Genomic DNA, 23,133 nt, shown 5'->3' with positions numbered 1-23,133 from the left:
GAATCGCTCGAGGTGTCTCCCGCTGGGAAGAAGCTGGAGGCTGCCGCCCACCGGCTTCGACGAACGATGCAAAGTCGTGTGACTCCGGTCACTCACGTAACTTGTTGTCGGCTTGACCTGCGGAGACTCTGTCGGCAACTTGTGTTAAGTCTGTTGCCAGGGGTGAGCCGCTCGCGAATTACAAGCGGGTGGTGGCGGCGGTGCGGCGGATTACGGAGCCGGCGCCGTCGGGGTTGGGTATCGGGCAGCGTTCGGTGACGGTGTCGACGGTGGGGTTGGCGCCGGCGATCCGGAAGCTGGCGGATGAGAAGATGCAGGTGCGTCTGGCGGTGTCGCTGCACACTCCGGATGACGAGCTGCGGGACACGTTGGTGCCGGTGAACAACCGGTGGTCGGTGGACGAGGTGTTGTCTGCGGCGCGGTATTACGCGGATACGTCGGGTCGGCGGGTGTCGATCGAGTACGCGTTGATCCGGGACATCAATGACCAGCCGTGGCGGGCCGAGCTCCTCGCGAAGCGGCTGCGTAAGCACTTGGGTCAGTTGGTGCATGTGAACGTGATTCCGTTGAACCCGACTCCGGGCAGCAAGTGGGATGCGTCGCCGAAGCCGGTGGAGCGGGAGTTCGTGCGGCTGGTCAACGCGGGGGGCGTAGCCTGCACGGTGCGTGACACCCGTGGTCAGGACATCGCGGCGGCGTGTGGCCAGTTGGCTGCCGAAGGCTGAGTTTTCGTTTCAGTGATGGGAAAGTTCCTGTGATTTCAACCCCGTGTCTGCTGGACCCGGCTGCCGAAGAACTGAAACTGCGCGACATCAGCGGTGGGGTGGCGGTTGCTCGCGCGGCTCGCACGTTGCTGGGTGAGCGGTTCGACTCGGAGAGTTTCATGTACGTGCTGATGCGCGCGTACTCGGTGGACTTTCACGCTGCGCGGGTTGCCTCGCGCTGGCAGGGTTTCGGTGAAAGCCCGCGGTCGTTGTCGGACGCGGATCTGGAAGTGCTGCTCGCGCCCTGGCTCGCCACGCGCTGACCTGAGAGCCGCGCCGGGTTGCTCAGCGGCCGGGCTCATCGAAGAGGCCGGAGAACTGCCGGGCGATGGCGTCGAACTGCTGCTGGCTGAGGCGGCCGTCGGCGACCATCGCGCGCAGCTGGTCGAGCGCCGTGCCGAAGCCTTGGCCGGCCGCGTCCTTGACGTGAGAGGTCAGGTCCACCGGTAGGCCGTCGGCGCCGGAGACCGTGACGGTGCTGGTGGTGAACACCGACGGGCCGTCCTGCTCGAACGTCGTCCAGGAGCCGCCCCGCTGGTGGCGGAACATCTCGTCGATCCGGGCCTGCCGCTGCCGCTCGGCGCGCCCGGCCAGGTCGGCAGCGAGCGCGGTGAGGTCGTCGACCACGACGGCCTTCGTCGGATCGGCCAGGTCGTAGGCGATCGTGGCGGGCGTGCCCTCGGGCAGGTCCACCGTCGTGTGCGCCTCAGCGCGGACCGGGGTGCCGGTGGCCCGGGATTCGAAGGTCAGCTTCCGCACCGTGCGCCGTTTCACGCGGGTGTGGGTGTAGGCCACGTCGACCAGCAAGGCGGGGACGCGTGAGCCGGTGGCCAGCAGCCGCTTGCGCCGCCGCCCCGCCAGCAGCCAGCTCAGCAGCAACGTCACCGTGGCTGCCAGGAAACCCACCACGAAGACGGCGAAGATCGCCGACGGCACCAGCAGATCCGCCTCGCGCGTGGCGAGGTACTCGTTGCCGAACACCACCGCGAGCGGGACGGACCACGCCAACTGGACAAACAGGACCACGGCCAGTACCAGGCGGGCGCTACGCGGCATGCAACGAATCCAACCAGCGCCGGTGGCGGGTCGAGCGTCTGGTCGCCCGGCAGTTCAGGCGGCCACGGAGGCCCCCTGGCGAGCGGTTCCACGCGCGCCATCGAGCCGTTGCAGTAGTTCTGGTCGACCCGAGCGGGTGAACTGCCGGCGGCGCTGCTTGCCCCAGCCCGCCGGCAGTTCACCGATCTGTGGCGGGGTGCGGCGGATTACGGATCCCTCGCCGGAGGGTTGGGGGATCGGGCACTCCGTGGACTTCGGCGCCGCGCGCGATGCGTCGCGGCGGCAGGGCTTCGGCGAAAGCCCGCGGGAGTTGTCGGACGCGGATCTGGAAGCGCTGCTCGCGCGCTGGGGCGCCACCGGCTGATCTCGGCGATCACGAGCCGAAGGAGTACCAGGCGTCGGCGTTGCCGGCCAGAACCCGCTCCCGTTCGCTGTCGGTCAGGGCCGCCAGCAGGCGCTGCCCGCCGGTGCCGTGGTCGTGCGGGTGGTCGCTCGCGTACATCAGCATGGTGCCGGCGTCGAAGAGGTCGAGCGCCTGCCTGACCTGGAGCGGGTCCTGCGGCAGGTGCGCCGGTGCGGTGGTCAGCCGCAGGTGCCGCCGCGCGACCTCCGAAGGTTTGCCGGTCAGCCACGGCACTTCGCGCCAGACGCCCTTCCAGTCCTTGTCGAAGCGCCACAGCAGGGCCGGCAGCCACGAGAACCCGCATTCCAGCGACGTCACCCGCAGCTCGGGCAGATCGGCGAAGGCGCCTTGGGTGATCAGGCTGGTGATCTGCGCCTGCACGAGAATCTGCGAGTTGGCGAGGTAGTCCTCGAGGTAGGTGTGGGTGAGCCCGCTCGGGGTCGGCGCCTGGCCGATCCGTCCCCACGCGTGCAGGCCGACGACGAGACCGTGCTCGGCGGCGGCGCGGAGCAGCGGGCGGTGGCGGGTGTTGCCCCACGGTGCGTCGGTGCGCACCGGGAGCAGCACCTGCACGATCTGCGGATGGCTGCCGAGGCGTTCGATCTCGGCGACCGCGGCCGCGGGGTCGAGTGTCGGCACGACCATGCTCGCCCGCAGCCGGTCGTCGCGGCTGAGCCACTTCTCGACGAGCCAGTCGTTGACCGCGCGGGTGAGCGCGGCCTCGTAGTACGGGTTGCGATTGCAGTGGAAGGACGTGGTGCAGTTCAGCACGGCGAGCCTGAGCGACTCCGGGTCCAGCACCGCGGAGCGCAGCTGCTCGACCTCGGTCGCGGGCAGGAGACCGGCGGCCCGGGCGGCGGGCGTGGCACTGGTGGGTGCGAGCGGCGGGTACGCCCCGCCCTGCGACGGCGAAAGCGACTGCCCACCGTCCACGAGGTACTCGCGCCAGTACTCGTCGAGGAACGGGGCCAACTCGGCCAGCGACGTCGGCGCGCAGTGCACGTCGGTGTCGACGGCGCCGGTGCCGATCGCGGTCCCCCCGGACGACACAGCCGACACAGCAGACCAGGTCGACACGCTCATCGCGTCGCCTCCGTGGCTCGCGCCGGCAGCCCGTACAGCCGGCAGGCGTTGGCCCCCATGATCTGTTCCCGCGCGTCGGACGGGAACAGCCGTGGCGCCAGCCGCGGGGAGTCGAAATCCCAGTGCGGGTAGTCGGAGGCGAACATGATCCGATCGGTCATCCCGACGTGCTCCAGTGCGGTGGTGAGGTGGCGCGAGTCGTCCGGCTCCTCGATGGGCTGCGTGGTGAACCAGAGGTGCTCGCGGAGGTACTCCGAAGGCGGCTTGCGCAGGTGCGGCACGTCGGCGCGCAGCCGCGGCCACGCCTCGTCGAGCGCCCACATCAGCGGCGCGGCCCAGACGACCCCGCCCTCCACGCAGATCACCTGCAACGACGGGAACTCCTCGAACACGCCATCGCAGAGCAGGTTCGTGACCAGCGCCGCCATCACGTTGCCGTTCCAGACGTGCTCCTCGAGGTAGAACGACGGCCACCCGGCGCCGCGGTGCTGCTCGATCCCGCCGGTGTGCGCCGCGACCGGGAGGCCCGCCTCCGCCGCGGCGCGGTAGATCGGCCAGTAGCGGCGAGAGCCGAACCCGGTCTCGCCACCGGTGGGCAGGAGCACCTGGACGAACCGCGGGTCGCCGGCGCGCCGCGCGATTTCCTCGGCGGCGAGGTCGGGGGACTCGGTCGGGATCGCGATCGAGCTGCGCAAGCGCGGTTCGGGCGTGAGCCACTCCTCGGCCAGCCAGTCGTTGAGCGCGCCGGAGAGGGCCGCGGAGTAGCGCGGTTCCTCGGCGCCGAAGGTGTGTCCCTGCAAGGGGATCAGCACGCCGTGGTCGATGCCGAACTCGTCCAGCAGCTGCGCCTGGGTCGTACCGAGGTCGCTGCCGGGGATACCGCCGGCTTCGGGCCACGAGTCGAGCCGGAAGCCGGCGTTGCGCACGCGGGGGTAGAACTCCGGCGGGTTCGGCACCCGGCCGCCGAACATGTCCCAGCGTTCCCGGTGCGCTCCGCTCAACCGGGCCCGGATCTCCGCGGCCGGTGCGCTCGGGTGGATGTCGGTGTCGACGATCGTGTACCCGGCCCGCGCGGCCGCGGTGCCCGGCGACGACGCACCGGTGGGCAGCGTGCTTGTCATGACGCACCTCCGACTGGGTCCGGCTTGACCGCCGGGCTGGGGCTGGTCTCGACCACCACGTAGGCGTCTTCGACGTGGACGGGGTAGGTCTCGGTGACGTACGGGCCGGGGCGACGCCCGCCCTTCGCGCCGGGCTCCGGCGCCGAGACCTGATCGGCCGCGACGGTGCCCTCCTCGACGCGAGGCTCCACGGACACCGTGTACGCGCGGGCCGGCGGCTCGCCGGGGCCGAGGAACGACTGGCCGGTCTCGAGGTCGTACTCCCAGCCGTGCCACGGGCAGGCGACCAGGGCCTCTTCCTCGGCCATCGCGTACTCGCCCGGCCCGGTGGAGCTGACCCACGGCTTCGTGCGGCCGAGGCACAGCGGCCCGCCCATGTGCGGACAGTGGTTGTTGATCGCGTAGAAGCGGTCACCGACCCGGAACACGCCGATCGACCTGCGCCCCGCCTGCACGATCCGGCGCTCGCCCGGCGGGAACTCGTCGAGTCGCGAAACGACTATCTTCACGGTTCGGACTGTAAGTAGCCGCCTGACCCCGCGGAAGCAGAAAGTCGGGATACGCGATATCAACGCCGTGAATACGCACTCGTTCGGCGTATTCGGCCACGCGGCCGGAAATCGGCTCAGCGGCGGTGTGACTGTCCTCAAAGGACGATCCCGGTCCAGTGGCACCGCGACAAAAGACGTAGACCGGATGAGCCGCCGCGGCCGTGCCCGCTGCGCCCTTCTCTGCTTTCCTCGGTGGGACGTGCGGTCCGGTTCGTCCGGTGCGCCGCACGGGCCGAGCCGCCCGCGAGGAGTACGGATCCATGGCCGAACCAGCACCGTCGACGCGTCCGTCGAAGAAGACCCTCTTCGCCGCGAGCCTCGTCGGCACGTCGATCGAGTGGTACGACTACTACATCTTCGGGACCGCGGCGGCACTGGCGTTCGGGTCGGTGTTCTACCCGAAGTTCTCCTCCGCCGCGGGCACGCTCGCGGCGTTGGCGACTTTCGCCGTCGGTTTCGTCGCCCGCCCGCTCGGCGGTGCGGTGATCGGGCACTTCGGGGACCGGATCGGGCGTCGGTCGATGCTGGTGCTCACCCTGTTGCTGACCGGCGGGACGACCACGCTCATCGGCGTCCTGCCGACCTACGCTGCGATCGGCGTCGGCGCTCCGCTGCTGCTCGTGCTCCTGCGGGTGCTCCAGGGCTTCGGGGTCGGCGGGGAATGGGGTGGCGCGGTCCTCATCGCCTCGGAGCACGCCAGCCCGCGCCGTCGCGCGGTCTACGGCAGCTTCGCGCAGTTCGGCGTGCCGGTCGGGGTGCTCACCTCCAACCTCGCCTTCCTGGCCGTGTCCGGCCTGTCCGACGACGACTTCCTGGCCTGGGGCTGGCGGATCCCGTTCCTGCTCAGCGTCGTCCTCGTGGTGGGTGGGCTGCTGGTGCGCAGCCGGCTGCAGGACGCGCCGGAGTTCACGAAGGCCAAGCGGGAGCGGGCCACGAGCCGGGCGCCGTTCGCCGAACTGGTCCGCCGGCAGCCGGTGACGCTGGTACTCGCGAGCCTGGCCTCGATCGCGCCGCCCGCGATCGGCTACACCGTGACGGTCTACATGCTCACCTACGGGACGACCGCGGTCGGGTTCGACCGCACCACCCTGCTGTGGCTGATCCTGGCCTCGACGGCGATCTGGATCGGGGCGATCGTGCTGGCCGCCCTCGCGAGCGACCGGTTCGGCTCCCGGCGGGTGTACGTGCTCGGCGCGGTGACCGCCGTGCTGTGGCCGGTGCCGATGTTCTTGCTGGTGGACACCGGCGCCGCGGGTCCGGCGTTCCTCTCCTTCGCCGTCGCCGCGCTCGTTCAGGGCATCATGGCCGGGGCTCAGGGCGGGCTGTTCACGGAGATCTTCGACGTGCGCGTGCGCTACAGCGGGATTTCGATCGCCTACCAGCTCGGCGGGATGGTCGGCGGCGCCGTCACGCCGATCGTCGCGACCGCGCTGTTCGGGGCGAGCGGATCGTCGACCGCCGTCGCGCTCTACGTCGCCGCGCTGTCCCTGGTGAGCCTGGTGGCCGCGGTCGGGCTGAGCGTCCGGCGCGCCACCGTGCCGGAAGACCGTTCCGCTGCGCCGGTGCGGCCGTCGGCGTGATTTCCGCTGCGGCACCGCATAATGGGGCCATGCCAGGGCAATGGAGTCCGAGCGGAACCAGGCCGGGATTGTCGTCGGAAGCTCTGCACGCGCTGGTCTCGGTGTCCGCCGACGGGCTCGCCGTGCTCGACGCCGCCGGGTGTTTCGCCGCCCTCAACGACTCGGCCGCGGCTCTGCTCGGTTCGGCCGCCGCCGATCTGATCGGCGAGCCGGCGCCGTTCGCGCCCGAGCCCGTGGAGCCCGGCTCGGCGGAACCCGGCGCCGTGGCGCCGGACGGTGGGCGGCGGACCGTGCGCTGGCCGGCGCCGGGCGGACGGGTCCGGGATCTCGAGTACCGGCTGTCGCCGTTGTCCGACGGCGGACAGGCGGTCTGGTTCAGCGACCGCACGGATGTCCGGCGGCAGCAGGAGCGGCTCACCGCGATCGCCCGCGCGGCGTCCAGCGTGGCCGGGGCGTTCTCGCTGCGAGCCACCCTCGACGCGGTGGCCCGCGAGATGGTGATGACGGCCAACATCGCCGCCGTGCAGATCCTGGCGCTCGACGATCCGGCTGCCGACCTGCGCATCCTCGGCATGGCGGGGTTCGGTCCGGCCGCGGATTTCGTCGACCGCCTCAGCGCGTGCCGGCGGCTGGGGGCGCACGTGCGGTTCTTCGACGCGTTCGTCGGCGGCGAGCCGGTGATGCAGGTGCACCGCAAGGCCGCGATCATGGCCGACCCCGACGTGGGAGCCGCTGCACGAGATCATGAACCGGCCGGACTGGGACGGCTTCGTCGCGATGCCCATGGTGGTCCGCGCCCGCACCGTCGGCGTGATCAACGCCTACTACCGCGCCGGGGAGGATCCGGGTGCGGGCTCGCTCGCGTTCCTGCAGGCGATGGCCGACCACGCCGCCGTCGCGATCGACACGGCGTCGCTGCTGGCCCAGACCCGCACGCGCGCGCAGTCGGACGAACGTCGCCGGCTGGCCCGCGATCTGCACGATTCGGTGGTCCAGCAGCTCTTCTCGATGCGCATGCAGGCCAGGGCACTGCGAGGCCGGCTCGACGGTCGCGACGCCGAGCTCGAACACATCCGCCCGATCGCCGAGGAGCTCGCCGAGCTGTCCGCCAGCGCGCTCACCGACCTGCGGCTGCTGGTGTTCGAGCTGCGCCCGCTGGACCTCGCCGAACACGGCCTCGTGGCCGCCGTTCACGCGCACGCGGAGAGCGTTCGCGTGCGGACCGGGCTGGTCATCGACGTGGTCACGGCCGACGAGCTGCGGATGACCGGCGGGCTCGACGTGCAGGAGGACCTGTACCGGATCGTCTGCGAGGCGGTGCACAACGTCGTGAAGCACGCCCGCGCGCCTGTTCGAGGCGCGTGTAGTACTCGGTCGAGATGAACGCCGGCTGCGCCACCTCCTCGCGGCGCAGCCCCGGCGTGCGGCGGCGCGGCCCCGCGGGCAGCCCGACGTCGGCCGGGGTGATCCGCTCGCGCCGGCTGCGCAGGAAGCCGGCCAGTTCTCGCCTGTCCACGGCTTCCAGTATCCCTGTCGCACGGGGCTCAGCCAGGTACCGCCGATGCCTGACTAAGCCCGGCACGGCGTCGCAGCCTGGGTTCATGGAACTCCACGAAACACCCGGCCTGCTGGCCGGCAAGGTCGCGTTAGTCTCCGGCGCGGGCCGGGGCATCGGTGCCGCCGCCGCGCGCCTGTTCGCCAGGGAAGGCGCGCGTGTGCTGCTGGCGGCCCGCACGGAAACCCAGCTCGAGACCGTGACCGAAGAGATCCGCGCCGCGGGCGGCACGGCCGACTACGTGCTCTGCGACCTCGCCGATCCGGCCGGCGTTCGCGCCGCCGTCGACCGCACGGCCGAGCTCTACGGCCGCCTCGACATCGCCTTCAACAACGGTGCCACGATCCAGCGACCCGGCCCAATGGACCGCCTGTCCGAGGCCGAGTTCGACCACGTCTTCGCTGTGAACCTCAAGGGCGTGTGGCTCGCCATGGCCGCGGAGGTCGCCGTCATCCGCGCGACGGCGGGCACCGGCGCCATCGTGAACACGTCGTCGGTCGGCAGCCTGCGGGGCAACCCCCAGCTGCCCGCGTACGGCGCCATGAAGCGAGCCGTCAACAGCCTCACCGAGTCCGCCGCCGTCACCTACGGCCCGGAAGGCATCCGCGTCAACGCCATCACCCCCGGCAACACCCTCACCGCGATGATCCGCGCGTGGGAAGCGGAATCGCCGGGCCTGCAGGACCGCCTCGTCTCGGCGACACCCCTGCGCCGCGGCGCCGAGCCGGCGGAGATCGCGGAAGCCGCGGCCTGGCTCCTGAGCGACCGCGCCTCCTACGTGACGGGCGCCATCCTCCGCGTCGACGGCGGCGCGGGAGTCTGAGCGGCAAAACCGCTCTCCGGCGACGGGATCCCCGGTATTCTCGGGCGATTGGCTCTCTGGGGGTGTCATGCGGAAGTCCTGGTGGTTCGCGCTGCCCGCGGCCGTGGTCGTGGCGGCAGTGGTCGCCGCGCCGCTCGACGAGGGCGCGGCTGTGGCGGCGGTGGTGAAGCTCGACCCGGTGCTGAGCCTGGACCGCACGACCTACGAGCCGGGTGCGGCGGTCCAGGGGACGCTCACGCTCGCCAACGACACCGGCCGGCCGGTCGTTGGCGTCCACGTGACGTGCGCGTCGGCTGATCCCGCGGATCGCCTGGCGCTCAACGGGATCCAGACGAACCAGCCGCTGCAGGGCGGCTTCTCCGGAACCCTCGGAGCGCACCAGACCGTGACGACGGCGCTGACCGGGCGGGTGACCGAGGACGGCGTTCGGCGCGGCGGGCTGGAGGCCACGTGCGTGGTCACCGCGGGCCGGTTCACGATGCGCGGCGGCGCGGCGGCCGACGTGGTCGGACCAGTGGTACCGGTGACCGGGCACGTCGTCGAGGACGGCAAGCCGGTCGCGGGCGTCACCGTCGTGGCGGCGAGCCAGAGCCTCGCGACACTCGACCGGACCTGGACCGCGGTCAGCGGCCCGGACGGCAGCTACCGGCTGTCCGGGCTGCGCGCGGGCAACTACCTGCTGAAGGTTCCCGGCCGCGCGGTCGAGAGCGACCTCCTTTTTCTGGTCGCCGGCACGACAGCGGATCACGACGTGGTGCTGACCGGCGGCTCGTGAATGCCACCCCACGCTCCATAGTGGACAATTCCGCGCGACGATTTCCCGTGTGGAGTTTACGAAAAACCCACGGGCCGCCGTAGCGGTCACATGACGCTGAGTACCGGCCGATCACCCATCCTCAGGATCACCCCGAAGAGTGGCGGCGCGAGCAATCCGCCAAGTAGGTGCAGGAACGCCCTAGCGCAGAGTGAGAACACCCGGCCAAAACCCCAGCGTTACATCACTCTTTAGTGGTGAAATTGCGGAAAACGTGGTCACTGACTCGGCTGATCGACGCGCTGCGCAGTGGATCTTGCTTTGCAATTCCGGGCCCCCTTGATAGCGTCGCGTTCTCGCCGGTGATCGACAGTTGCGTCGGGTCACGCGTGGATTCGGGGATCCGCGGGCGGTTCCATTCTTGGTGTTCGAAAGGACAATTCATGCGTTCTGCCCTGCTGCGCGGACGGACCCTCGTGGTCGCCGCTCCAGCCCTCGCCCTGCTCGCCACCGCCGCCCCCTCGGCGATAGCCGCCGACGCGCCCGCCGGGTCGGCCTACGGCGCGTCCGCGTCGGTCTCGCTGCTGGCGGGAGTGCTGGGGGACAAGGGAATCTCCGTGGAGACGGGCAAGATCGCGCCGTCGAACACGGACGGCCCCACGTCCGCGGAGGTCGTCAACGTGCCGCTGAAGGGCTTGGTCACGGCGAAGGCGGTCAGCAGCTCCGCGAAGAAGACCGACGGCAAGGTCGCCTCGAAGGCCTCCATCGTCGACGCCACGCTGCCCGTGCTCGCCCCGCTCGCGGGCGCCACGCCGAAGGCGCGCGTGATCAGCTCCGAGTGCACGTCGACGCCCGACGGCATCACCGCGTCGTCCGAGCTCGCGGGCCTGGACCTCGGCCGCATCGGCAAGCTGCCCGTGGGCACCGCGCCGAACCAGAAGATCGGCGTGCCCGGGGTGGTGCAGGTGATCGTGAACGAGCAGATCAAGCACGACGACGGCTCCCTCACCGTCAACGCGCTGCACGTGAAGCTCCTCGGCGGCAAGGCCACCGGCGCGCTGGGCAGCGGCGACATCGTCCTCGCCTCCGCCACCTGCGCGAAGGTCGCCGCGACCCCGAGCACGCCCACCCAGCCGACCGCCCCGGCCAAGCCGCCGGCCCAGGGGCCCGGCCAGGTCACCGTGATCCCGGCCGGTGCGCCGGAGACCGGTGACGGCTCGCTCGCCACGGTGTTCGCTCAGTGAGCGATCGTGCAGTGAGTGTTCGTGGAGTGCCCCGGCGCCGGTTCGGGCTCTTCGCCCTGCTGCTGGCCCTCGTCGCCACTTTCGCCCTGTCCGGCTGTGGCGCGGAATCGACGCCGGCCCGGCAGCCGGCCGCGCCCGCGAGCGCCGCACCCGTGGTCGGGCTCGCGCGGTCGGTGCCGGTGTCGCTCGACGTGCCGAGCATCGACGCGCACTCGTCGCTCGTGTCGCTGGGGCTCAACGCCGACAAGACCGTGCAGGTCCCGCCGGTGACCGAACCACTGCAGGCGGGCTGGTACTCCAACAGCCCGACGCCGGGCCAGGTCGGCCCCGCCGTGGTGCTCGGGCACATCGACGGCAACCACCAGAAGGGCATCTTCTGGCGGCTGCACGAGGTGAAGAAGGGCGACCAGGTCGTGATCGGGCGCCAGGACGGGTCGAAGGCCACCTTCACCGTCACGAAGGTCGACCAGATCGCGAAGAAGGAATTCCCCACCGAAGCGGTCTACGGCAACACCACCGACCCGCAGATCCGCCTCATCACGTGCGGCGGGGCGTTCGACGCCGCCGCGCACAGCTACCTCGACAACATCATCGTCTACGGCTCGCTCAACACGTAGGCGTCCTCGGACCAGGGCCCTGTCGTCTCGCGCTCGGGCGAGACGACAGGGCCCTGCTTTGTGTCATGCCGCTGTGGTTCACGCCGCCGTGGCCACCGTCGTCAGCAGGGTCGTGCCCGCCGGCGTCAGTTCCGCCGGCACCTGCTGTCCGACGAGCCCGAGCCGCGCGGGGCGCACGAGACCTTCGTGGGCCAGGGCGTGGGCGGTGAACTGGTCGCAGCACGGCAGACCGTCGACGAACAGGTCCGGTTCGGCGCTGCAGGTCACCCTCGCGCGCCCGGCGGCGACGGCCCGCAACATCGCGATCCCGCGTGAGCTGGTACCCATGGCTGCCTCCTGAAGTCGGTCTCTACTCCTACGTCGAAGCAGCGGCCGCCGTTTCGACATCCCAGCCCCTTGCTGTCGCAGCGCCTTAACCTGGCGGGAGAAGCCACAACGCGATCGGGAGCGCCCATGTTGATCGAAGACCTGCAAGCCGTCCTGCCGCCCGAGGTCCTCGTGCGCGACCCCGACGTGCTGCGCAGCTTCGCCCACGACGAGGCCGAATGGGCTCCGTGGGCGCTGCCCGAGGTCGTGGTCCGGCCGCGCTCGGCCGAAGACGTGCAGGCCACCGTGAAGGTCTGCCTCAAGCACCGCACGCCCGTGGTCACGCGGGCGCCGGCACCGGGCTGTCCGGCGGGGCCAACGCCGTGGCCGGCTGCGTCGTGCTCGTCACCGACCGCATGACGGCGATCCACGAGATCGACGCCGTCGAGCGCCTCGCGGTGGTCGGCCCGGGCGTGGTGAACGACGACCTGCGTGCCGCCTGCGCCGAGCACGGTCTCTGGTACCCGCCCGACCCGGCGAGCTCCCCGTGGTCGACGATCGGCGGCAACGTCGCCACCAACGCCGGCGGCGTGTGCTGCGTGAAGTACGGCGTGACCCGCGACTACGTGCTCGGCCTGCAGGTCGTCACGGGCACGGGTGAGCTCGTGCGGCTCGGGCGCCGCACCGCGAAAGGCGTGGCGGGTTACGACCTCGCCGGCCTGATGGTCGGCTCCGAGGGCACGCTCGGCGTGATCACCGAGATCACCGTGCGCCTGCGGGCCCAGCGCGCGCCCGAGAGCACGGTGGCGGGCTACTTCGACTCGACCGTCGCCGCGGGTGAGGCGGCCGCCGCGATCCGCGCGTCCGGCGTGGTGCCCTCGGCGCTCGAGCTGGTCGACCGCCACTGCCTCGTTGCCGTAGACGAGTGGAAGAACATGGGTCTCTCGGCCGACGCGGAGGTGGTGCTGCTGGGCCGCAGCGACGCGCCGGGCGCGGCGGGGGAGCACGAGGCCGCCGTGATGCTCGAGTGCTTCGAGAAGGCCGGCGCCACCTGGGCGGCGCAGTCGTCGGACCAGGCGGAGGCCGACGCGCTGTTCGCCGCGCGGCGGCTGGCGTACCCGGCGCTGGAGCGGCTCGGCCCGCTGCTGACCGAGGACGTCTGCGTGCCCACCCACCTCGTGCCCGAGATGCTCGCGCGCATCGACCTCGCGGCGAAGCGGCACAACACGCTCATCGCCAACGTCGCACACATCGGCGACGGCAACCTCCACCCGTTGCTCAGCACGCCGGCCGGCGACGAGGACGCGCGGCGGCGGGCGCAGGCCGCGTTCGACGACATCGTGGCCGATGCGCTGGCCCTCGGCGGCACCGTGACCGGCGAACACGGCGTGGGCCTGCTCAAGCTGCCGGGGCTGGAAAACGAGCTCGGACCGGCGGTTCTGCAGATGCACCAGGCTGTGAAAAACGCGCTGGACCCGCAGGGAATCCTCAACCCCGGGAAGGTTTTCGCTATTCACACGGTCGAGTGAAAGTAAATAGTCTTCAAAGGACAGTGATCGACCTGTGACGGTTCTCTCGTAACCGATTTACGAAGTTGGTTGCCACAGGCAAGCAACTTGCTTAGCCTAGCTAAGGGAACGAGAGAAAGGTTTCACTGTGGCCGAGCGCAGAACGTATTCACTCGCGGAACTGGGTCCGCGATACAAGTGGATCGCGCTGTCCAACACGACGCTGGGCATGCTGATCGCGACGATCAACTCGTCGATCGTGCTCATCGCGCTGCCCGACATCTTCAAGGGCATCGGGATCAACCCGCTGGAGCCGGCCAACACCAGCTACCTGCTGTGGATGATCATGGGCTTCCTGGTGGTCACCGCCGTACTGGTGGTGAGCTTCGGACGGCTGGGGGACATGTACGGCCGGGCCAGGATGTACAACCTCGGCTTCGCGGTGTTCACCGTGTCGTCGATCTTCCTGGCCATCACCTGGTTCGACGGTGACGCGGCGGCGCTGTGGCTGATCGGCTGGCGCATCGTGCAGGGCATCGGCGGCGCGTTCCTGATGGCGAACTCGTCGGCCATCCTCACCGACGCGTTCCCGGCCAACCAGCGCGGTCTCGCGCTGGGCATGAACGGTGTCGCGGCGATCGCGGGTTCGTTCCTCGGCCTGGTCGTCGGCGGTATCCTCGCGCCCGTCGACTGGAACCTGATCTTCCTGGTGTCGGTGCCCTTCGGCGTGGTCGGCACCATCTGGGCGTACGTGAAGCTGCACGACACCGGGGTGCGCAAGCACGCGAAGATGGACTGGTGGGGCAACATCACCTTCGCGGTCGGCCTGATCGCGGTGCTGGTGGGCATCACCTACGGCATCCAGCCCTACGGCGCCTCGCCGACCGGCTGGGGCAGCCCGATGGTGCTCTCGTGCCTCATCGGCGGCGTCGCGGTGCTGATCGCGTTCGTGATCATCGAGACCAGGGTGGCCAACCCGCTGTTCCGGTTGTCGCTGTTCCGGATCCGGTCGTTCAGCTGGGGCAACCTGGCCAACCTCACGGCGTCGCTCGGGCGTGGTGGGCTGCAGTTCATCCTGATCATCTGGCTGCAGGGCATCTGGCTGCCGCAGCACGGCTACACCTTCGAGCAGACACCGCTGTGGGCCGGCATCTACATGCTGCCCATGACCGTCGGCTTCCTGGTGTCCGCACCGACGGCCGGCATCCTGTCCGACCGCATCGGCAGCCGGCTGCTCGCGTCGAGCGGCCTGGTGATCACCGCGATCACCTTCCTGCTGCTGATCCTGCTGCCGGTGAACTTCAACTACTGGGCGTTCGCGGCGATCCTGCTCGTCAACGGCATCGGCATGGGCATGTTCTCCTCGCCCAACCGCGCCGAGGTGATGAACAGCCTGCCGGCCGACGCTCGTGGGTCCGGCGCGGGCATGATGACCACGTTCCAGAACGCGGCCATGGTGCTCTCGATCGGCTTCTTCTTCAGCCTGATCATCGCCGGCCTGTCGGACAACCTCCCGACGGCGATGTTCCAGGGCCTCACCGCCCACGGCGTGGCGGCCGGGCCGGCCAACCAGGTGGCGCACCTGCCCGCGGTGGCCGTGCTGTTCGCGGCGTTCCTGGGCTACAACCCGATCCAGCAGCTGCTGGGCGGCCAGCTGGGCAGCCTGCCGCCGGACCAGGCGTCGTTCCTGACCGGGCGCAGCTTCTTCCCGAACCTGATCTCGGGTCCGTTCCAGGACGGTCTGGCCGTGGCCTTCGGCTTCGCCATCGTGGTCTGCCTGATCGGCGCGGTCGCGTCGCTGCTCACGAAGGACAGGGGCAAGGCTTCGGAATCGGTGGGTGAGGAACTGGCCGCGGTCGCCGGGGAGTCCGGTGGCGGGCCGAGTGAGCTGGTGGCTCCGACCAGCGAACGCTGACCATTTCGGGTGCACGGGCCGTCCCGGGATTCGTTCCCGGGGCGGCCCTTTTTACGCGGGGACCGGCTCTTTGACGGGGGCCGGCTCGGGGCGTTTCGCCGTGACCCGCCGGCCGAGCGCGATCATCGGCAGCTCCACCCAGCGGCAGAGCAGATCGGCCATCAGCAGCGCGACGGCCGTGACGCCGACCGCGGTGAGCGTGCGCGGGTGCGCCAGGTGCGGGACGAGGCCGGCGAGCGTCCAGCCGGCGATGGACTGGATGAGGTAGAGCGAGTACGACCGCTCCCCGATGAACTGCAGCGGCTTGAGGGAGAGCACCCGGCTCAGCGGTCCGCCGGCCACGAGCGAGGGCAGCAGCAGCGCCACGAGCACCGCGTAGGCCGTGCCGACGGCGACGCCACCGTCGTCGTGGAGGGCGACGGTGAGGTCGGTGAAGAACACCTGCACCACCACGATCACCGCGGCGACCACGAGGCCCGCCACCGGGTGCGTGAACGGTTTGAGTACCGCGAACCCCTTGCGGTGGTGGAGAACGATCGCCACCGTGCAGCCGATGACGATGGACGCGTACGCGCCGGAGTAGGGCAGCACGGGCACCAGCGCGACGAGTGCGACCACCAACCCTGCGGAGAGCCCGATCCTCTTCAGGAAGCCCAGCCCCGCGACGCCGAACGCCAGCAGCGGCCACACCAGGTAGAACTTCTGCTCGACGCCGAGCGTCCACGCCACCCCGAACACACCGACGACGTGGAACTCGTTGAGGAACGTCGCGAACCAGGGGAGCGCGCCGAACAGCCCACTGGACCTCAGCTCACCCCTGGCCGCCGTGACCACGACGAAGATCCCGAGCACCACGTAGTACACCGGCAGGATCCGGAACGCCCGCCGCAGGTAGAAGTTCTTGAGCGACACACGGCCGGCGCGATCCTCCTCGCGCAACGCCAGCGTCGTGATCAGGAACCCGGACAGCACGAAGAACACGTGCACCCCGATCCACCCGTTCGCGCGCACCCACGCGGCCCCGCCGAAGTGGAACACCACCACCAGCACCGCGGCGATCGCCCGCACCCCGTCGAGCGCCGGGAACCGCCTGGTGGCGAGGTAGGTTTCGTGCGTCATCAGCATGAGCTCCCCCGGTCCGCCGCCCGACTGCTCGCGTACTGTAATCGGACTTGAGCGATATTCACTCTTTGGGGTGACTCGTGCTGGTCAGGGGTGGTTATGAGCTGCCCAAGGCTGGGGTCCTAGTGGCCGAACGACGCCGTCGCGATCTTCACCGGGTGCTTCGGCGCACCGTCCAGCGGCCCGTTCGGATCGGTCGGAACGATGCCGTCCTGCACCATCCGGTCGATCGCGTCCATGCCGCGCACCACCTTGCCCAGCACCGAGTACTGCGCGGGAATGTGCGCGAAGGAATGGACGATGAAGAACTCGCTCCCATTCGTCCCCGGGCCCTGGTTGCCCATCGCGACGGTGCCGCGTTCATACGTTTCCGCGCCTGAAACCTCGTCCGCGAACCGGTAGCCCGGGCCGCCCTTTTCCACCTCGTAGATGTCGCCGCACTGCAGTACGCCGAGTCGTTCGGAATCGGACAGGCGCCAGCACTGGGAACGGTCGTAGAACCGCTGCAGAACCAGAGACACCATGTTCGCCACGGCGCACGGAGCGGCGCCGGCGCGGTTCAGGCGGACGGTGACCGGGCCGTAGTTGAAGTGGAAGGTCACGTCGACCGTGCCGCGCGTCAGGGCGACAGGCAGGGGCCGGACCACCGGGCGAGCCGCCGGGTTGTCCGGGGTCGGCGTGAACTCACAGCGGACGACCGGAGAGGCAGCAGGAGCAGCAGTGGCCGGGGCGGCGAACAACGCCACGCCGGCCACGACCGAAAGAACGAGAGCGACCCAGCGTGACTTCATAGCCCCGCAAGGTAGCGACGAAAGACCTACTTGCGCCAGGCCGTGCGGCGCTTGCGGAAGTCGAGCACGAGCAAAAGGGCGAGGAACGCGGCGAGGCCGATGAGCCACACGTTCTCGGTGTTGTTCTCGTGGTTGCCCTTGATCATGAGCAGCAGGATGACGACGCTGACCCAGCCGGCGATGCGCGTGGCCTTCGGGAACGAGCCGTGCCAGCCCCACTCCGCCGACGGCTCGTCGCGCGGGTCCACTTCGGGGCGCTTCTCGATCGCCTTGCCTGCCACGATCACTCCTCCTGACCCGCTCAACCTCGTACGCCGTAATGATCCCACACCCCCGAGTGCTCCGCGGAGACGGGCCGCGGCTCGGCGGGCGATAATGGCGCGCGATGACTACCTCGCGAAGCGTCCTCGTGCTCGGCTCGACCGGGTCCGTCGGAGCCCAGGCCCTCGACGTCACCGCTCGTAACCCCCACCTGTTCACCGTCGCGGGCATCGCCGCCGGTGGCTCCGACCCGCAGGCGCTCGCCGCGCAGGCCCTGGCCCACGGCGTCGAGGCCGTGGCCGTGAGCCGCCCGACGGTGGTCGAAGACCTGCAGCTGGCCCTGTACGCCGAGGCGCAGCAACGCGGCTACTCGAAAGGCGAGTTCCGCATCCCGCGCATCTTCGCCGGCGCCGACGCCGTGATGGAACTCATCGACGCCGTGAACGTCGACGTCGTCCTCAACGCCCTGCCCGGGTCGCAGGGTCTGCGGCCCACGCTCAAAGCCCTGGCCACCGGCTCGACACTCGCGCTGGCCAACAAGGAGTCGCTCATCGCGGGCGGGCCGCTCGTGCTCGCGGCCGCGAAGCCGGGGCAGATCGTGCCGGTGGACTCCGAGCACTCGGCCATCGCGCAGGCCCTGCGCGCCGGCCGGGACAACGAGGTCGCGCGCCTGGTGCTCACCGCGTCGGGCGGGCCGTTCCGCGGCAAGAAGCGCGAGGACCTCGCCGACGTGACCATCGAGAAGGCCATGGCGCACCCGACGTGGTCCATGGGCCCGGTCATCACGATCAACTCGGCCACGCTCATCAACAAAGGCCTGGAGCTGATCGAGGCCGCGCTGCTGTTCGGCATCGAGCCCGCGCGCATCGACGTGACCGTGCACCCGCAGTCGATCATCCACTCGATGGTGACGTTCGTCGACGGCTCCACGATCGCCCAGGCCAGCCCGCCCGACATGCGGCTGCCGATCGCGCTCGCGCTGCACTGGCCCGAGCGCGTGCCCGGCGCCGCCGCGGCGTGCTCGTGGGACACAGCTGCGAGCTGGACGTTCGAACCGCTCGACAACGAGGCCTTCCCGGCGGTCGAGCTGGCGCGCCACGCGGGCACCGTGGGCGGTTGCCTGCCGGCGGTCTACAACGCGGCGAACGAGGAGGCCGTGGCCGCCTTCCTCGCGCAGAACACCGGTTTCACGTCGATTGTGGACACTGTTTCCCAGGTGGTCGAAGCCGCCGACGAATGGCGTCGCGAACCGCGCGACGTCGAAGACGTACTCGCCGCCGAGCGCTGGGCTCGAGGGCGCGCAGGATCGATGCTGGGTAAGGGGAAGTAGCGCGTGCTCGCCTACATCATCGGGGTGGTGCTGTTCGCCCTGGGCATCTGCATCTCCGTCGCGCTGCACGAGGCCGGCCACATGGTCACGGCCAAGATGTTCGGCATGAAGGTCCGCCGGTACTTCATCGGCTTCGGGCCCACGATCTTCTCGTTCCGCCGCGGCGAGACCGAGTACGGCGCGAAGTGGATCCCGCTCGGCGGGTTCTGCGACATCGCCGGCATGACGGCGCTCGACGAGGTGACCCCGGACGAGGCGCCGCGCGCGATGTGGCGGTTCAAGACGTGGAAGCGCACCGTCGTGATGTCGGCGGGCTCGATCACGCACTTCATCCTCGGCTTCATCGTGCTCTACCTGATGTCGGTCACCATGGGCCTGCCGAACATCGCGGCCGCGTCGGAGCCGGTGCGGCCGATCATCCAGAGCACGTCGTGCGCCCGCCCGGCCACCACCACGCAGCAGCTGAGCGACCTGTCGTGCCCGCCCGGCGCGCCGACGCCGGCGAAGACGGCCGGGATCAAGGCAGGCGACAAGATCGTCTCCGTGGCGGGCAAGCCCACCGCGAGCTGGACCGACGTGCTGCAGGTCGTGCAGAACGCCAAGGGCCTCACGCCGATCACGGTGGAGCGCGGCGACCAGACCGTGAACGTGCAGGTGGACATCCCGCGCGTGCAGCGGCTGGGCACCGACGGCAAGGTGCACGAGGTCGGCATGATGGGTGCCTCCACCGTGATCCCGCCGGCGTACCTGCACTACAACGGCATCACCGGCATCGGCGCCACGTTCTCCTTCACCGGCGACATGTTCGCCCAGACCGCGCAGCGCCTCGTGGAGTTCCCCAGCGCATCCCGGCCGTGGTCAGCGCGATCTTCGGCGGCGAGCGCGACCCGAACACCCCGGTCAGCGTCGTCGGCGCGAGCCGCATCGGCGGCGAGGCCGTGGAGCAGGGGCTGTGGCAGATCTTCTTCTTCCTGCTGGCCAGCCTGAACTTCTTCATCGGCGTGTTCAACCTGCTGCCGCTGCTGCCGCTGGACGGCGGGCACATCGCCGTCGTCTGGTACGAGAAGGTGCGCGACTGGCTGCGCGGCCTGCGCGGCAAGGCGGCGGGCGGACCGGTCGACTACACGAAGCTTTCGGCCGTCACGATGGTGCTCGTCGTGATCGGCGGCGGCATCACTCTACTGACGGTCACAGCGGACATCGTGAACCCGATTCGCTTGCAGTAACCGGTCCCACCGGTCGGGTCATTACCCGGCCGGTGAGCCCCCGACCGGGGGTAACACTGCTCACCGTGACGGTTGACTTCGTTGAAGCGGGGCCGGATGGAGTAGGTAGGCTGGGGACGTGACCGTCGCGCTAGGTATGCCAGCACTGCCGCCCCCCGTCCTCGCCGAGCGCCGCAAAACCCGCCAGCTCCACGTGGGTTCCGTCGGTGTCGGCAGCGACTTCCCCATCTCCGTCCAGTCGATGACGACGACGCTGACCTCCGACGTCAACGCCACCCTCCAGCAGATCGCCGAGCTCACCGCCGCCGGCTGCGACATCGTCCGTGTCGCGTGCCCGTCCGCCGACGACGCCGAGGCGCTGCCCGCGATCGCGAAGAAGTCGCAGATCCCGGTGATCGCCGACATCCACTTCCAGCCCAAGTACGTGTTCGCCGCCATCGAGGCCGGCTGCGCCGCCGTGCGCGTGAACCCGGGCAACATCCGCAAGTTCGACGACCAGGTCAAGGAGATCGCGCAGGCCGCGAAGGACCACGGCACGCCGATCCGGATCGGCGTCAACGCCGGCTCGCTGGACAAGCGCCTGCTCGAGAAGTACGGCAAGGCCACGCCCGAGGCGCTGGCCGAGTCGGCGATGTGGGAGGCCTCGCTCTTCGCCGAGCACGACTTCCACGACATCAAGATCTCGGTGAAGCACAACGACCCGGTGGTCATGGTCCGCGCGTACGAGCTGCTCGCCGAGCAGTGCGACTACCCGCTGCACCTCGGCGTGACCGAGGCCGGGCCCGCGTTCCAAGGCACGATCAAGTCGGCCGTCGCGTTCGGCGCGCTGCTGCGCCAGGGCATCGGTGACACCATCCGCGTGTCGCTCTCGGCCCCGCCGGTCGAAGAGGTCAAGGTCGGCACGCAGATCCTGCAGTCGCTGAACCTGCGTCCGCGCAAGCTGGAGATCGTGTCGTGCCCGTCGTGCGGGCGCGCGCAGGTGGACGTCTACACGCTCGCCGACCAGGTCACGGCCGGTCTGGAGGGCATGGAGATCCCGCTGCGCGTCGCGGTCATGGGCTGCGTCGTCAACGGCCCCGGCGAGGCCCGCGAGGCCGACCTGGGTGTCGCGTCCGGCAACGGCAAGGGCCAGATCTTCGTGAAGGGCGAGGTCATCAAGACCGTGCCCGAGCACGCGATCGTCGAGACCCTGATCGAGGAGGCCATGCGCATCGCCGAGGAAGCCGGCGAGGGCATCGGCGAGGGTTCGCCGAGCGTCACGGTCGGCTGAGTTTTCGGTTTTGAGACCGGCCCCGCGCCTCAGGTGCGGGGCCGGTTTTTTCAGCCCTGCAGATGGTGCTGGGCGGCGTCCTTGATCTGCATGCGCACGTTCTCCAGAGCCGCGGCGACCTCGTCGATCTGCTGGCCGGCCAGCTGGATCGCGCCCTGGATGGACGTGGCGGTGGACGTCTCGCCGAGCAGCCCGAGCACCTGCGACTGCAGGTCCTCCAGCTCGCCCTTCGTCGCGAGGGCGATGCCGGTGGGCACCGAGTCGGCCAGCAGTTCGAGCTGCTGGGCCTGCTCCTGGATGGTCACTGCCGCGTCCTTTCTCCGGTGGCCCCCGCTGTCCGTGGTAGCAGAAACCGGCCCTTTCCGGCCTACGCTGGTCAGGTGAGTCACAGCTGGGCCACCCGCTTGCCGCACCCCGTGCTGCGGCCGCTGGTCACGCGCTACATCGGCTACGCCCAGGACGGCGTCACGTTGTCGGTTCACCGCGGCCTGCCCTCCCGGCACCTGACGCTGATCATCAGCCTGGAGCAGCCGATCCGCTTCGCCGGCCTGCCCGGCGAGGGCACCCTTCAGTCGCTGGTCGGCGGCCTGCACACGTCGCCGGCGCTCATCACGCAGGACCGCGTGCAACGGGGCCTGCACATCGAGCTTGACCCGCTGGGCGTGCGCGCGCTGCTCGGTGTGACGGCCGCGGAGCTGAGCGGGCGGGTCGTGGACCTGGCCTCGTTCGGCCGGCCGTGGGCGCTGCTGCCTTCGCGTCTTTCGGAGGCCGCGGATTGGCCTGCGCGGTTCGCCGTGCTGGACGAGGTGCTGGCTTCTTCGGCTGCTTCGGCGCCCCCGCCGGCTCCCGAGCTGGGAGAGGCCTGGCGGCTTCTGCGGGTGCGTTCGGGCGGTGTGCGGGTGACGGACCTGGCCTCGTCGGTCGGCTGGAGCCGTCGCCACCTCGGCGAACGCTTCCGCGCGGAGGTCGGCCTGGCCCCGAAACAAGTGGCGCGGGTGCTGCGCTTCGAACGCGCCGGCCGACTGCTGCGCGCGGGGTCTTCGGACCTGGCCTCGGTGGCCGTCGAGGCCGGCTACTACGACCAGGCGCACCTGTCGAACGAATGGCGAGCCCTGGCGGGGTGCTCACCGCGGACGTGGATCGCGGAGGAGCTCCCGTTCCTCCAAGACGGCGGAGCGACCGCGGAGCCAGACTCGGGGGCATGACACCTCAACCGACAGTCTGGCCCGCCCTCCGCTACGACGACGCCCCCACGGCCGTGCGCTTCCTCGTCGACGTCCTCGGCTTCGAGGAGACGCTGGTGGTCCCCGGCGGCGCCGAGCGCGCCATCGCCCACGCCGAGCTCCGCTGGCCCGAGGGCGGCGGCGTGATGCTCGGCAGCTGCGACGGCCCCGCCGACAACGTCCACGACGCCATGAAACCGGGCACCGGCGCGGTCTACGTCGTGTCCGACCACGTCGACGTCATCCACGCCCGCGTCCGCACCGCCGGCGGCGACATCACCCTCGACCTCCACGACACCGACTACGGCTCGCACACCTTCAGCCTGCGCGACCCGGAGGGCAACAGCTGGACGATCGGCACCTACCGGGGCGCGTGACTACTGAACCGGCCGTTCGAACGTCACCAACAGGCCGTCCACCCCTCCAGGTCCCACCCGCCCCTTCACCTCCGTCGAGGTGATGGCCTTCAACTGCCACCCGTCCCGGGCGGCGTCATTGAGAAGGCGCTCCAGCTTGTCCCCGGACATTTTGCCGCCGAGCATCTTCTCGCGGAGTTCGACGACCTTGTACGTATAGCGCTGCATGTGTCCGATTGTGCCGTTCATCTGAGCGTGTCGGTGGGCTTGCGTT

The 23,133-nt window shown here is 70.2% G+C and carries 22 protein-coding genes and 4 pseudogenes; 15 read left to right on the top strand and 11 right to left on the bottom strand.

Annotation, left to right across the window (positions count from 1 at the left end; genetic code table 11):
* Positions 1 to 161: 161 nt before the first annotated feature.
* Both QRX50_RS46715 and QRX50_RS46710 read left to right on the top strand, forming a co-directional pair.
* Positions 162 to 725, top strand: a pseudogene (locus tag QRX50_RS46715) (radical SAM protein); the annotation flags it as partial.
* Positions 726 to 754: 29 nt separating this feature from the next.
* Entirely contained in the window at positions 755 to 1,027 is a 273-nt protein-coding gene (locus QRX50_RS46710; RefSeq protein WP_285969453.1) for a hypothetical protein, read from the top strand.
* A 22-nt stretch (positions 1,028 to 1,049) separates the two neighbouring features.
* Here the strand turns inward: QRX50_RS46710 and QRX50_RS46705 are convergent, their stop codons facing one another.
* The 4 genes from QRX50_RS46705 to QRX50_RS46690 all read right to left on the bottom strand — a co-directional run bounded on the left by QRX50_RS46705 (position 1,050) and on the right by QRX50_RS46690 (position 4,936).
* Positions 1,050 to 1,820, bottom strand: coding sequence for a DUF3592 domain-containing protein (locus QRX50_RS46705; RefSeq protein ID WP_285969452.1), 771 nt, complete (start codon positions 1,818 to 1,820; stop codon positions 1,050 to 1,052).
* A 373-nt stretch (positions 1,821 to 2,193) separates the two neighbouring features.
* Positions 2,194 to 3,306: an amidohydrolase family protein gene (locus QRX50_RS46700; RefSeq protein WP_285969451.1), complete on the bottom strand. Its 1,113-nt coding sequence runs from the start codon at positions 3,304 to 3,306 to the stop codon at positions 2,194 to 2,196.
* Positions 3,303 to 4,427, bottom strand: a complete 1,125-nt coding sequence (locus tag QRX50_RS46695) for an amidohydrolase family protein (protein ID WP_285969450.1) — start codon at positions 4,425 to 4,427, stop codon at positions 3,303 to 3,305. Before QRX50_RS46695 ends, QRX50_RS46700 begins: the two co-directional genes overlap by 4 nt.
* Positions 4,424 to 4,936 (bottom strand): Rieske (2Fe-2S) protein, encoded by a 513-nt coding sequence (locus tag QRX50_RS46690; RefSeq protein WP_285969449.1) that lies wholly within the window; start codon positions 4,934 to 4,936, stop codon positions 4,424 to 4,426. The genes QRX50_RS46695 and QRX50_RS46690 overlap by 4 nt, the downstream gene beginning before the upstream one ends.
* 302 nt (positions 4,937 to 5,238) lie before the next feature.
* On the opposite strand from QRX50_RS46690, the gene QRX50_RS46685 reads away from it, so the two are divergent.
* Both QRX50_RS46685 and QRX50_RS50190 read left to right on the top strand, forming a co-directional pair.
* Entirely contained in the window at positions 5,239 to 6,558 is a 1,320-nt protein-coding gene (locus QRX50_RS46685) for an MFS transporter (protein ID WP_285969448.1), read from the top strand.
* 744 nt (positions 6,559 to 7,302) lie between these two features.
* Positions 7,303 to 7,941: a GAF domain-containing sensor histidine kinase gene (locus tag QRX50_RS50190; RefSeq protein WP_353074062.1), complete on the top strand. Its 639-nt coding sequence runs from the start codon at positions 7,303 to 7,305 to the stop codon at positions 7,939 to 7,941.
* Here the strand turns inward: QRX50_RS50190 and QRX50_RS46675 are convergent.
* A pseudogene (locus tag QRX50_RS46675) lies at positions 7,886 to 8,074 on the bottom strand (transcriptional regulator); the annotation flags it as partial. The gene QRX50_RS50190 and the pseudogene QRX50_RS46675 overlap by 56 nt on opposite strands.
* 85 nt (positions 8,075 to 8,159) lie before the next feature.
* Between QRX50_RS46675 and QRX50_RS46670 the strand changes: the two are divergent.
* From QRX50_RS46670 to QRX50_RS46655, 4 genes are all read left to right on the top strand, one after another.
* Positions 8,160 to 8,936 (top strand): SDR family NAD(P)-dependent oxidoreductase, encoded by a 777-nt coding sequence (locus QRX50_RS46670; protein ID WP_285969447.1) that lies wholly within the window; start codon positions 8,160 to 8,162, stop codon positions 8,934 to 8,936.
* 67 nt (positions 8,937 to 9,003) lie between these two features.
* Positions 9,004 to 9,711 carry a carboxypeptidase-like regulatory domain-containing protein gene (locus QRX50_RS46665; protein WP_285969446.1) on the top strand — a complete coding sequence of 236 codons (708 nt, stop codon included), beginning with the start codon at positions 9,004 to 9,006 and terminating at the stop codon, positions 9,709 to 9,711.
* A gap of 422 nt (positions 9,712 to 10,133) precedes the next feature.
* Positions 10,134 to 10,934, top strand: coding sequence for a choice-of-anchor P family protein (locus tag QRX50_RS46660; RefSeq protein ID WP_285969445.1), 801 nt, complete (start codon positions 10,134 to 10,136; stop codon positions 10,932 to 10,934).
* 26 nt (positions 10,935 to 10,960) lie between these two features.
* Positions 10,961 to 11,551 carry a class F sortase gene (locus QRX50_RS46655; protein ID WP_285969444.1) on the top strand — a complete coding sequence of 197 codons (591 nt, stop codon included), beginning with the start codon at positions 10,961 to 10,963 and terminating at the stop codon, positions 11,549 to 11,551.
* Positions 11,552 to 11,629: 78 nt separating this feature from the next.
* On the opposite strand, the gene QRX50_RS46650 is transcribed toward QRX50_RS46655, so the two are convergent.
* Complete coding sequence (locus QRX50_RS46650) at positions 11,630 to 11,878, bottom strand: hypothetical protein (RefSeq protein ID WP_285969443.1); 249 nt, start codon at positions 11,876 to 11,878, stop codon at positions 11,630 to 11,632.
* Between the two features lie 126 nt (positions 11,879 to 12,004).
* On the opposite strand from QRX50_RS46650, the pseudogene QRX50_RS46645 reads away from it, so the two are divergent.
* Together QRX50_RS46645 and QRX50_RS46640 are read left to right on the top strand one after the other, a co-directional pair.
* A pseudogene (locus tag QRX50_RS46645) lies at positions 12,005 to 13,386 on the top strand (FAD-binding oxidoreductase).
* Between the two features lie 127 nt (positions 13,387 to 13,513).
* Positions 13,514 to 15,280: an MFS transporter gene (locus QRX50_RS46640; protein ID WP_285969442.1), complete on the top strand. Its 1,767-nt coding sequence runs from the start codon at positions 13,514 to 13,516 to the stop codon at positions 15,278 to 15,280.
* Positions 15,281 to 15,331: 51 nt separating this feature from the next.
* Here the strand turns inward: QRX50_RS46640 and QRX50_RS46635 are convergent, their stop codons facing one another.
* From QRX50_RS46635 to QRX50_RS46625, 3 genes are all read right to left on the bottom strand, one after another.
* Positions 15,332 to 16,399, bottom strand: a complete 1,068-nt coding sequence (locus tag QRX50_RS46635) for an acyltransferase family protein (protein ID WP_285969441.1) — start codon at positions 16,397 to 16,399, stop codon at positions 15,332 to 15,334.
* A 125-nt stretch (positions 16,400 to 16,524) separates the two neighbouring features.
* Positions 16,525 to 17,193: a peptidylprolyl isomerase gene (locus QRX50_RS46630; protein ID WP_285969440.1), complete on the bottom strand. Its 669-nt coding sequence runs from the start codon at positions 17,191 to 17,193 to the stop codon at positions 16,525 to 16,527.
* 26 nt (positions 17,194 to 17,219) lie between these two features.
* Positions 17,220 to 17,474 (bottom strand): DUF2631 domain-containing protein, encoded by a 255-nt coding sequence (locus QRX50_RS46625; RefSeq protein ID WP_285969439.1) that lies wholly within the window; start codon positions 17,472 to 17,474, stop codon positions 17,220 to 17,222.
* 104 nt (positions 17,475 to 17,578) lie between these two features.
* Here QRX50_RS46625 and dxr point away from each other — a divergent pair, with 104 nt between their 5' ends.
* The 3 genes and pseudogenes from dxr (at position 17,579) to ispG (ending at position 21,280) form a co-directional block, all read left to right on the top strand.
* Positions 17,579 to 18,784, top strand: a complete 1,206-nt coding sequence (gene dxr / locus QRX50_RS46620; RefSeq protein WP_285969438.1) for a 1-deoxy-D-xylulose-5-phosphate reductoisomerase — start codon at positions 17,579 to 17,581, stop codon at positions 18,782 to 18,784.
* A 3-nt stretch (positions 18,785 to 18,787) separates the two neighbouring features.
* A pseudogene (locus QRX50_RS46615) lies at positions 18,788 to 20,010 on the top strand (M50 family metallopeptidase).
* 118 nt (positions 20,011 to 20,128) lie between these two features.
* Positions 20,129 to 21,280: a flavodoxin-dependent (E)-4-hydroxy-3-methylbut-2-enyl-diphosphate synthase gene (gene ispG, locus QRX50_RS46610; protein WP_285969437.1), complete on the top strand. Its 1,152-nt coding sequence runs from the start codon at positions 20,129 to 20,131 to the stop codon at positions 21,278 to 21,280.
* Positions 21,281 to 21,330: 50 nt separating this feature from the next.
* Here ispG and QRX50_RS46605 read toward each other — a convergent pair whose 3' ends face one another.
* On the bottom strand, positions 21,331 to 21,585 hold the full coding sequence (locus QRX50_RS46605; RefSeq protein WP_285969436.1) for a hypothetical protein: 255 nt from the start codon (positions 21,583 to 21,585) through the stop codon (positions 21,331 to 21,333).
* Positions 21,586 to 21,660: 75 nt separating this feature from the next.
* Between QRX50_RS46605 and QRX50_RS46600 the strand changes: the two genes are divergently transcribed.
* The gene (locus QRX50_RS46600; RefSeq protein ID WP_285969435.1) at positions 21,661 to 22,485 is read left to right on the top strand and encodes a helix-turn-helix domain-containing protein; all 825 of its coding nucleotides are present in this window, start codon (positions 21,661 to 21,663) and stop codon (positions 22,483 to 22,485) included.
* Positions 22,482 to 22,880 carry a VOC family protein gene (locus QRX50_RS46595; RefSeq protein WP_285969434.1) on the top strand — a complete coding sequence of 133 codons (399 nt, stop codon included), beginning with the start codon at positions 22,482 to 22,484 and terminating at the stop codon, positions 22,878 to 22,880. The genes QRX50_RS46600 and QRX50_RS46595 overlap by 4 nt, the downstream gene beginning before the upstream one ends.
* Here QRX50_RS46595 and QRX50_RS46590 read toward each other — a convergent pair whose 3' ends face one another.
* Positions 22,881 to 23,108, bottom strand: a complete 228-nt coding sequence (locus QRX50_RS46590; RefSeq protein WP_285969433.1) for a DUF4177 domain-containing protein — start codon at positions 23,106 to 23,108, stop codon at positions 22,881 to 22,883. It abuts the gene before it with no gap.
* Positions 23,109 to 23,133 lie beyond the last annotated feature (25 nt).

It is taken from the genome of Amycolatopsis sp. 2-15 (assembly GCF_030285625.1).
Lineage (GTDB): Bacteria > Actinomycetota > Actinomycetes > Mycobacteriales > Pseudonocardiaceae > Amycolatopsis > Amycolatopsis carbonis.
This window is presented reverse-complemented; position numbering and strand designations above follow the sequence as displayed.

Excerpts from the sequence above, each read along its gene's own strand:
- QRX50_RS46590 (WP_285969433.1), bottom strand. The coding sequence starts at position 23,108 with ATGAACGGCACAATCGGACACATGCAGCGCTATACGTACAAGGTCGTC.
- QRX50_RS46630 (WP_285969440.1), bottom strand. The coding sequence starts at position 17,193 with ATGAAGTCACGCTGGGTCGCTCTCGTTCTTTCGGTCGTGGCCGGCGTG.
- QRX50_RS46700 (WP_285969451.1), bottom strand. The coding sequence starts at position 3,306 with ATGAGCGTGTCGACCTGGTCTGCTGTGTCGGCTGTGTCGTCCGGGGGG.
- QRX50_RS46670 (WP_285969447.1), top strand. The coding sequence starts at position 8,160 with ATGGAACTCCACGAAACACCCGGCCTGCTGGCCGGCAAGGTCGCGTTA.
- QRX50_RS46695 (WP_285969450.1), bottom strand. The coding sequence starts at position 4,427 with ATGACAAGCACGCTGCCCACCGGTGCGTCGTCGCCGGGCACCGCGGCC.
- QRX50_RS50190 (WP_353074062.1), top strand. The coding sequence starts at position 7,303 with ATGAACCGGCCGGACTGGGACGGCTTCGTCGCGATGCCCATGGTGGTC.
- QRX50_RS46595 (WP_285969434.1), top strand. The coding sequence starts at position 22,482 with ATGACACCTCAACCGACAGTCTGGCCCGCCCTCCGCTACGACGACGCC.
- QRX50_RS46665 (WP_285969446.1), top strand. The coding sequence starts at position 9,004 with ATGCGGAAGTCCTGGTGGTTCGCGCTGCCCGCGGCCGTGGTCGTGGCG.
- QRX50_RS46635 (WP_285969441.1), bottom strand. The coding sequence starts at position 16,399 with ATGACGCACGAAACCTACCTCGCCACCAGGCGGTTCCCGGCGCTCGAC.
- dxr (WP_285969438.1), top strand. The coding sequence starts at position 17,579 with ATGACTACCTCGCGAAGCGTCCTCGTGCTCGGCTCGACCGGGTCCGTC.
- QRX50_RS46705 (WP_285969452.1), bottom strand. The coding sequence starts at position 1,820 with ATGCCGCGTAGCGCCCGCCTGGTACTGGCCGTGGTCCTGTTTGTCCAG.
- QRX50_RS46650 (WP_285969443.1), bottom strand. The coding sequence starts at position 11,878 with ATGGGTACCAGCTCACGCGGGATCGCGATGTTGCGGGCCGTCGCCGCC.
- QRX50_RS46685 (WP_285969448.1), top strand. The coding sequence starts at position 5,239 with ATGGCCGAACCAGCACCGTCGACGCGTCCGTCGAAGAAGACCCTCTTC.
- QRX50_RS46660 (WP_285969445.1), top strand. The coding sequence starts at position 10,134 with ATGCGTTCTGCCCTGCTGCGCGGACGGACCCTCGTGGTCGCCGCTCCA.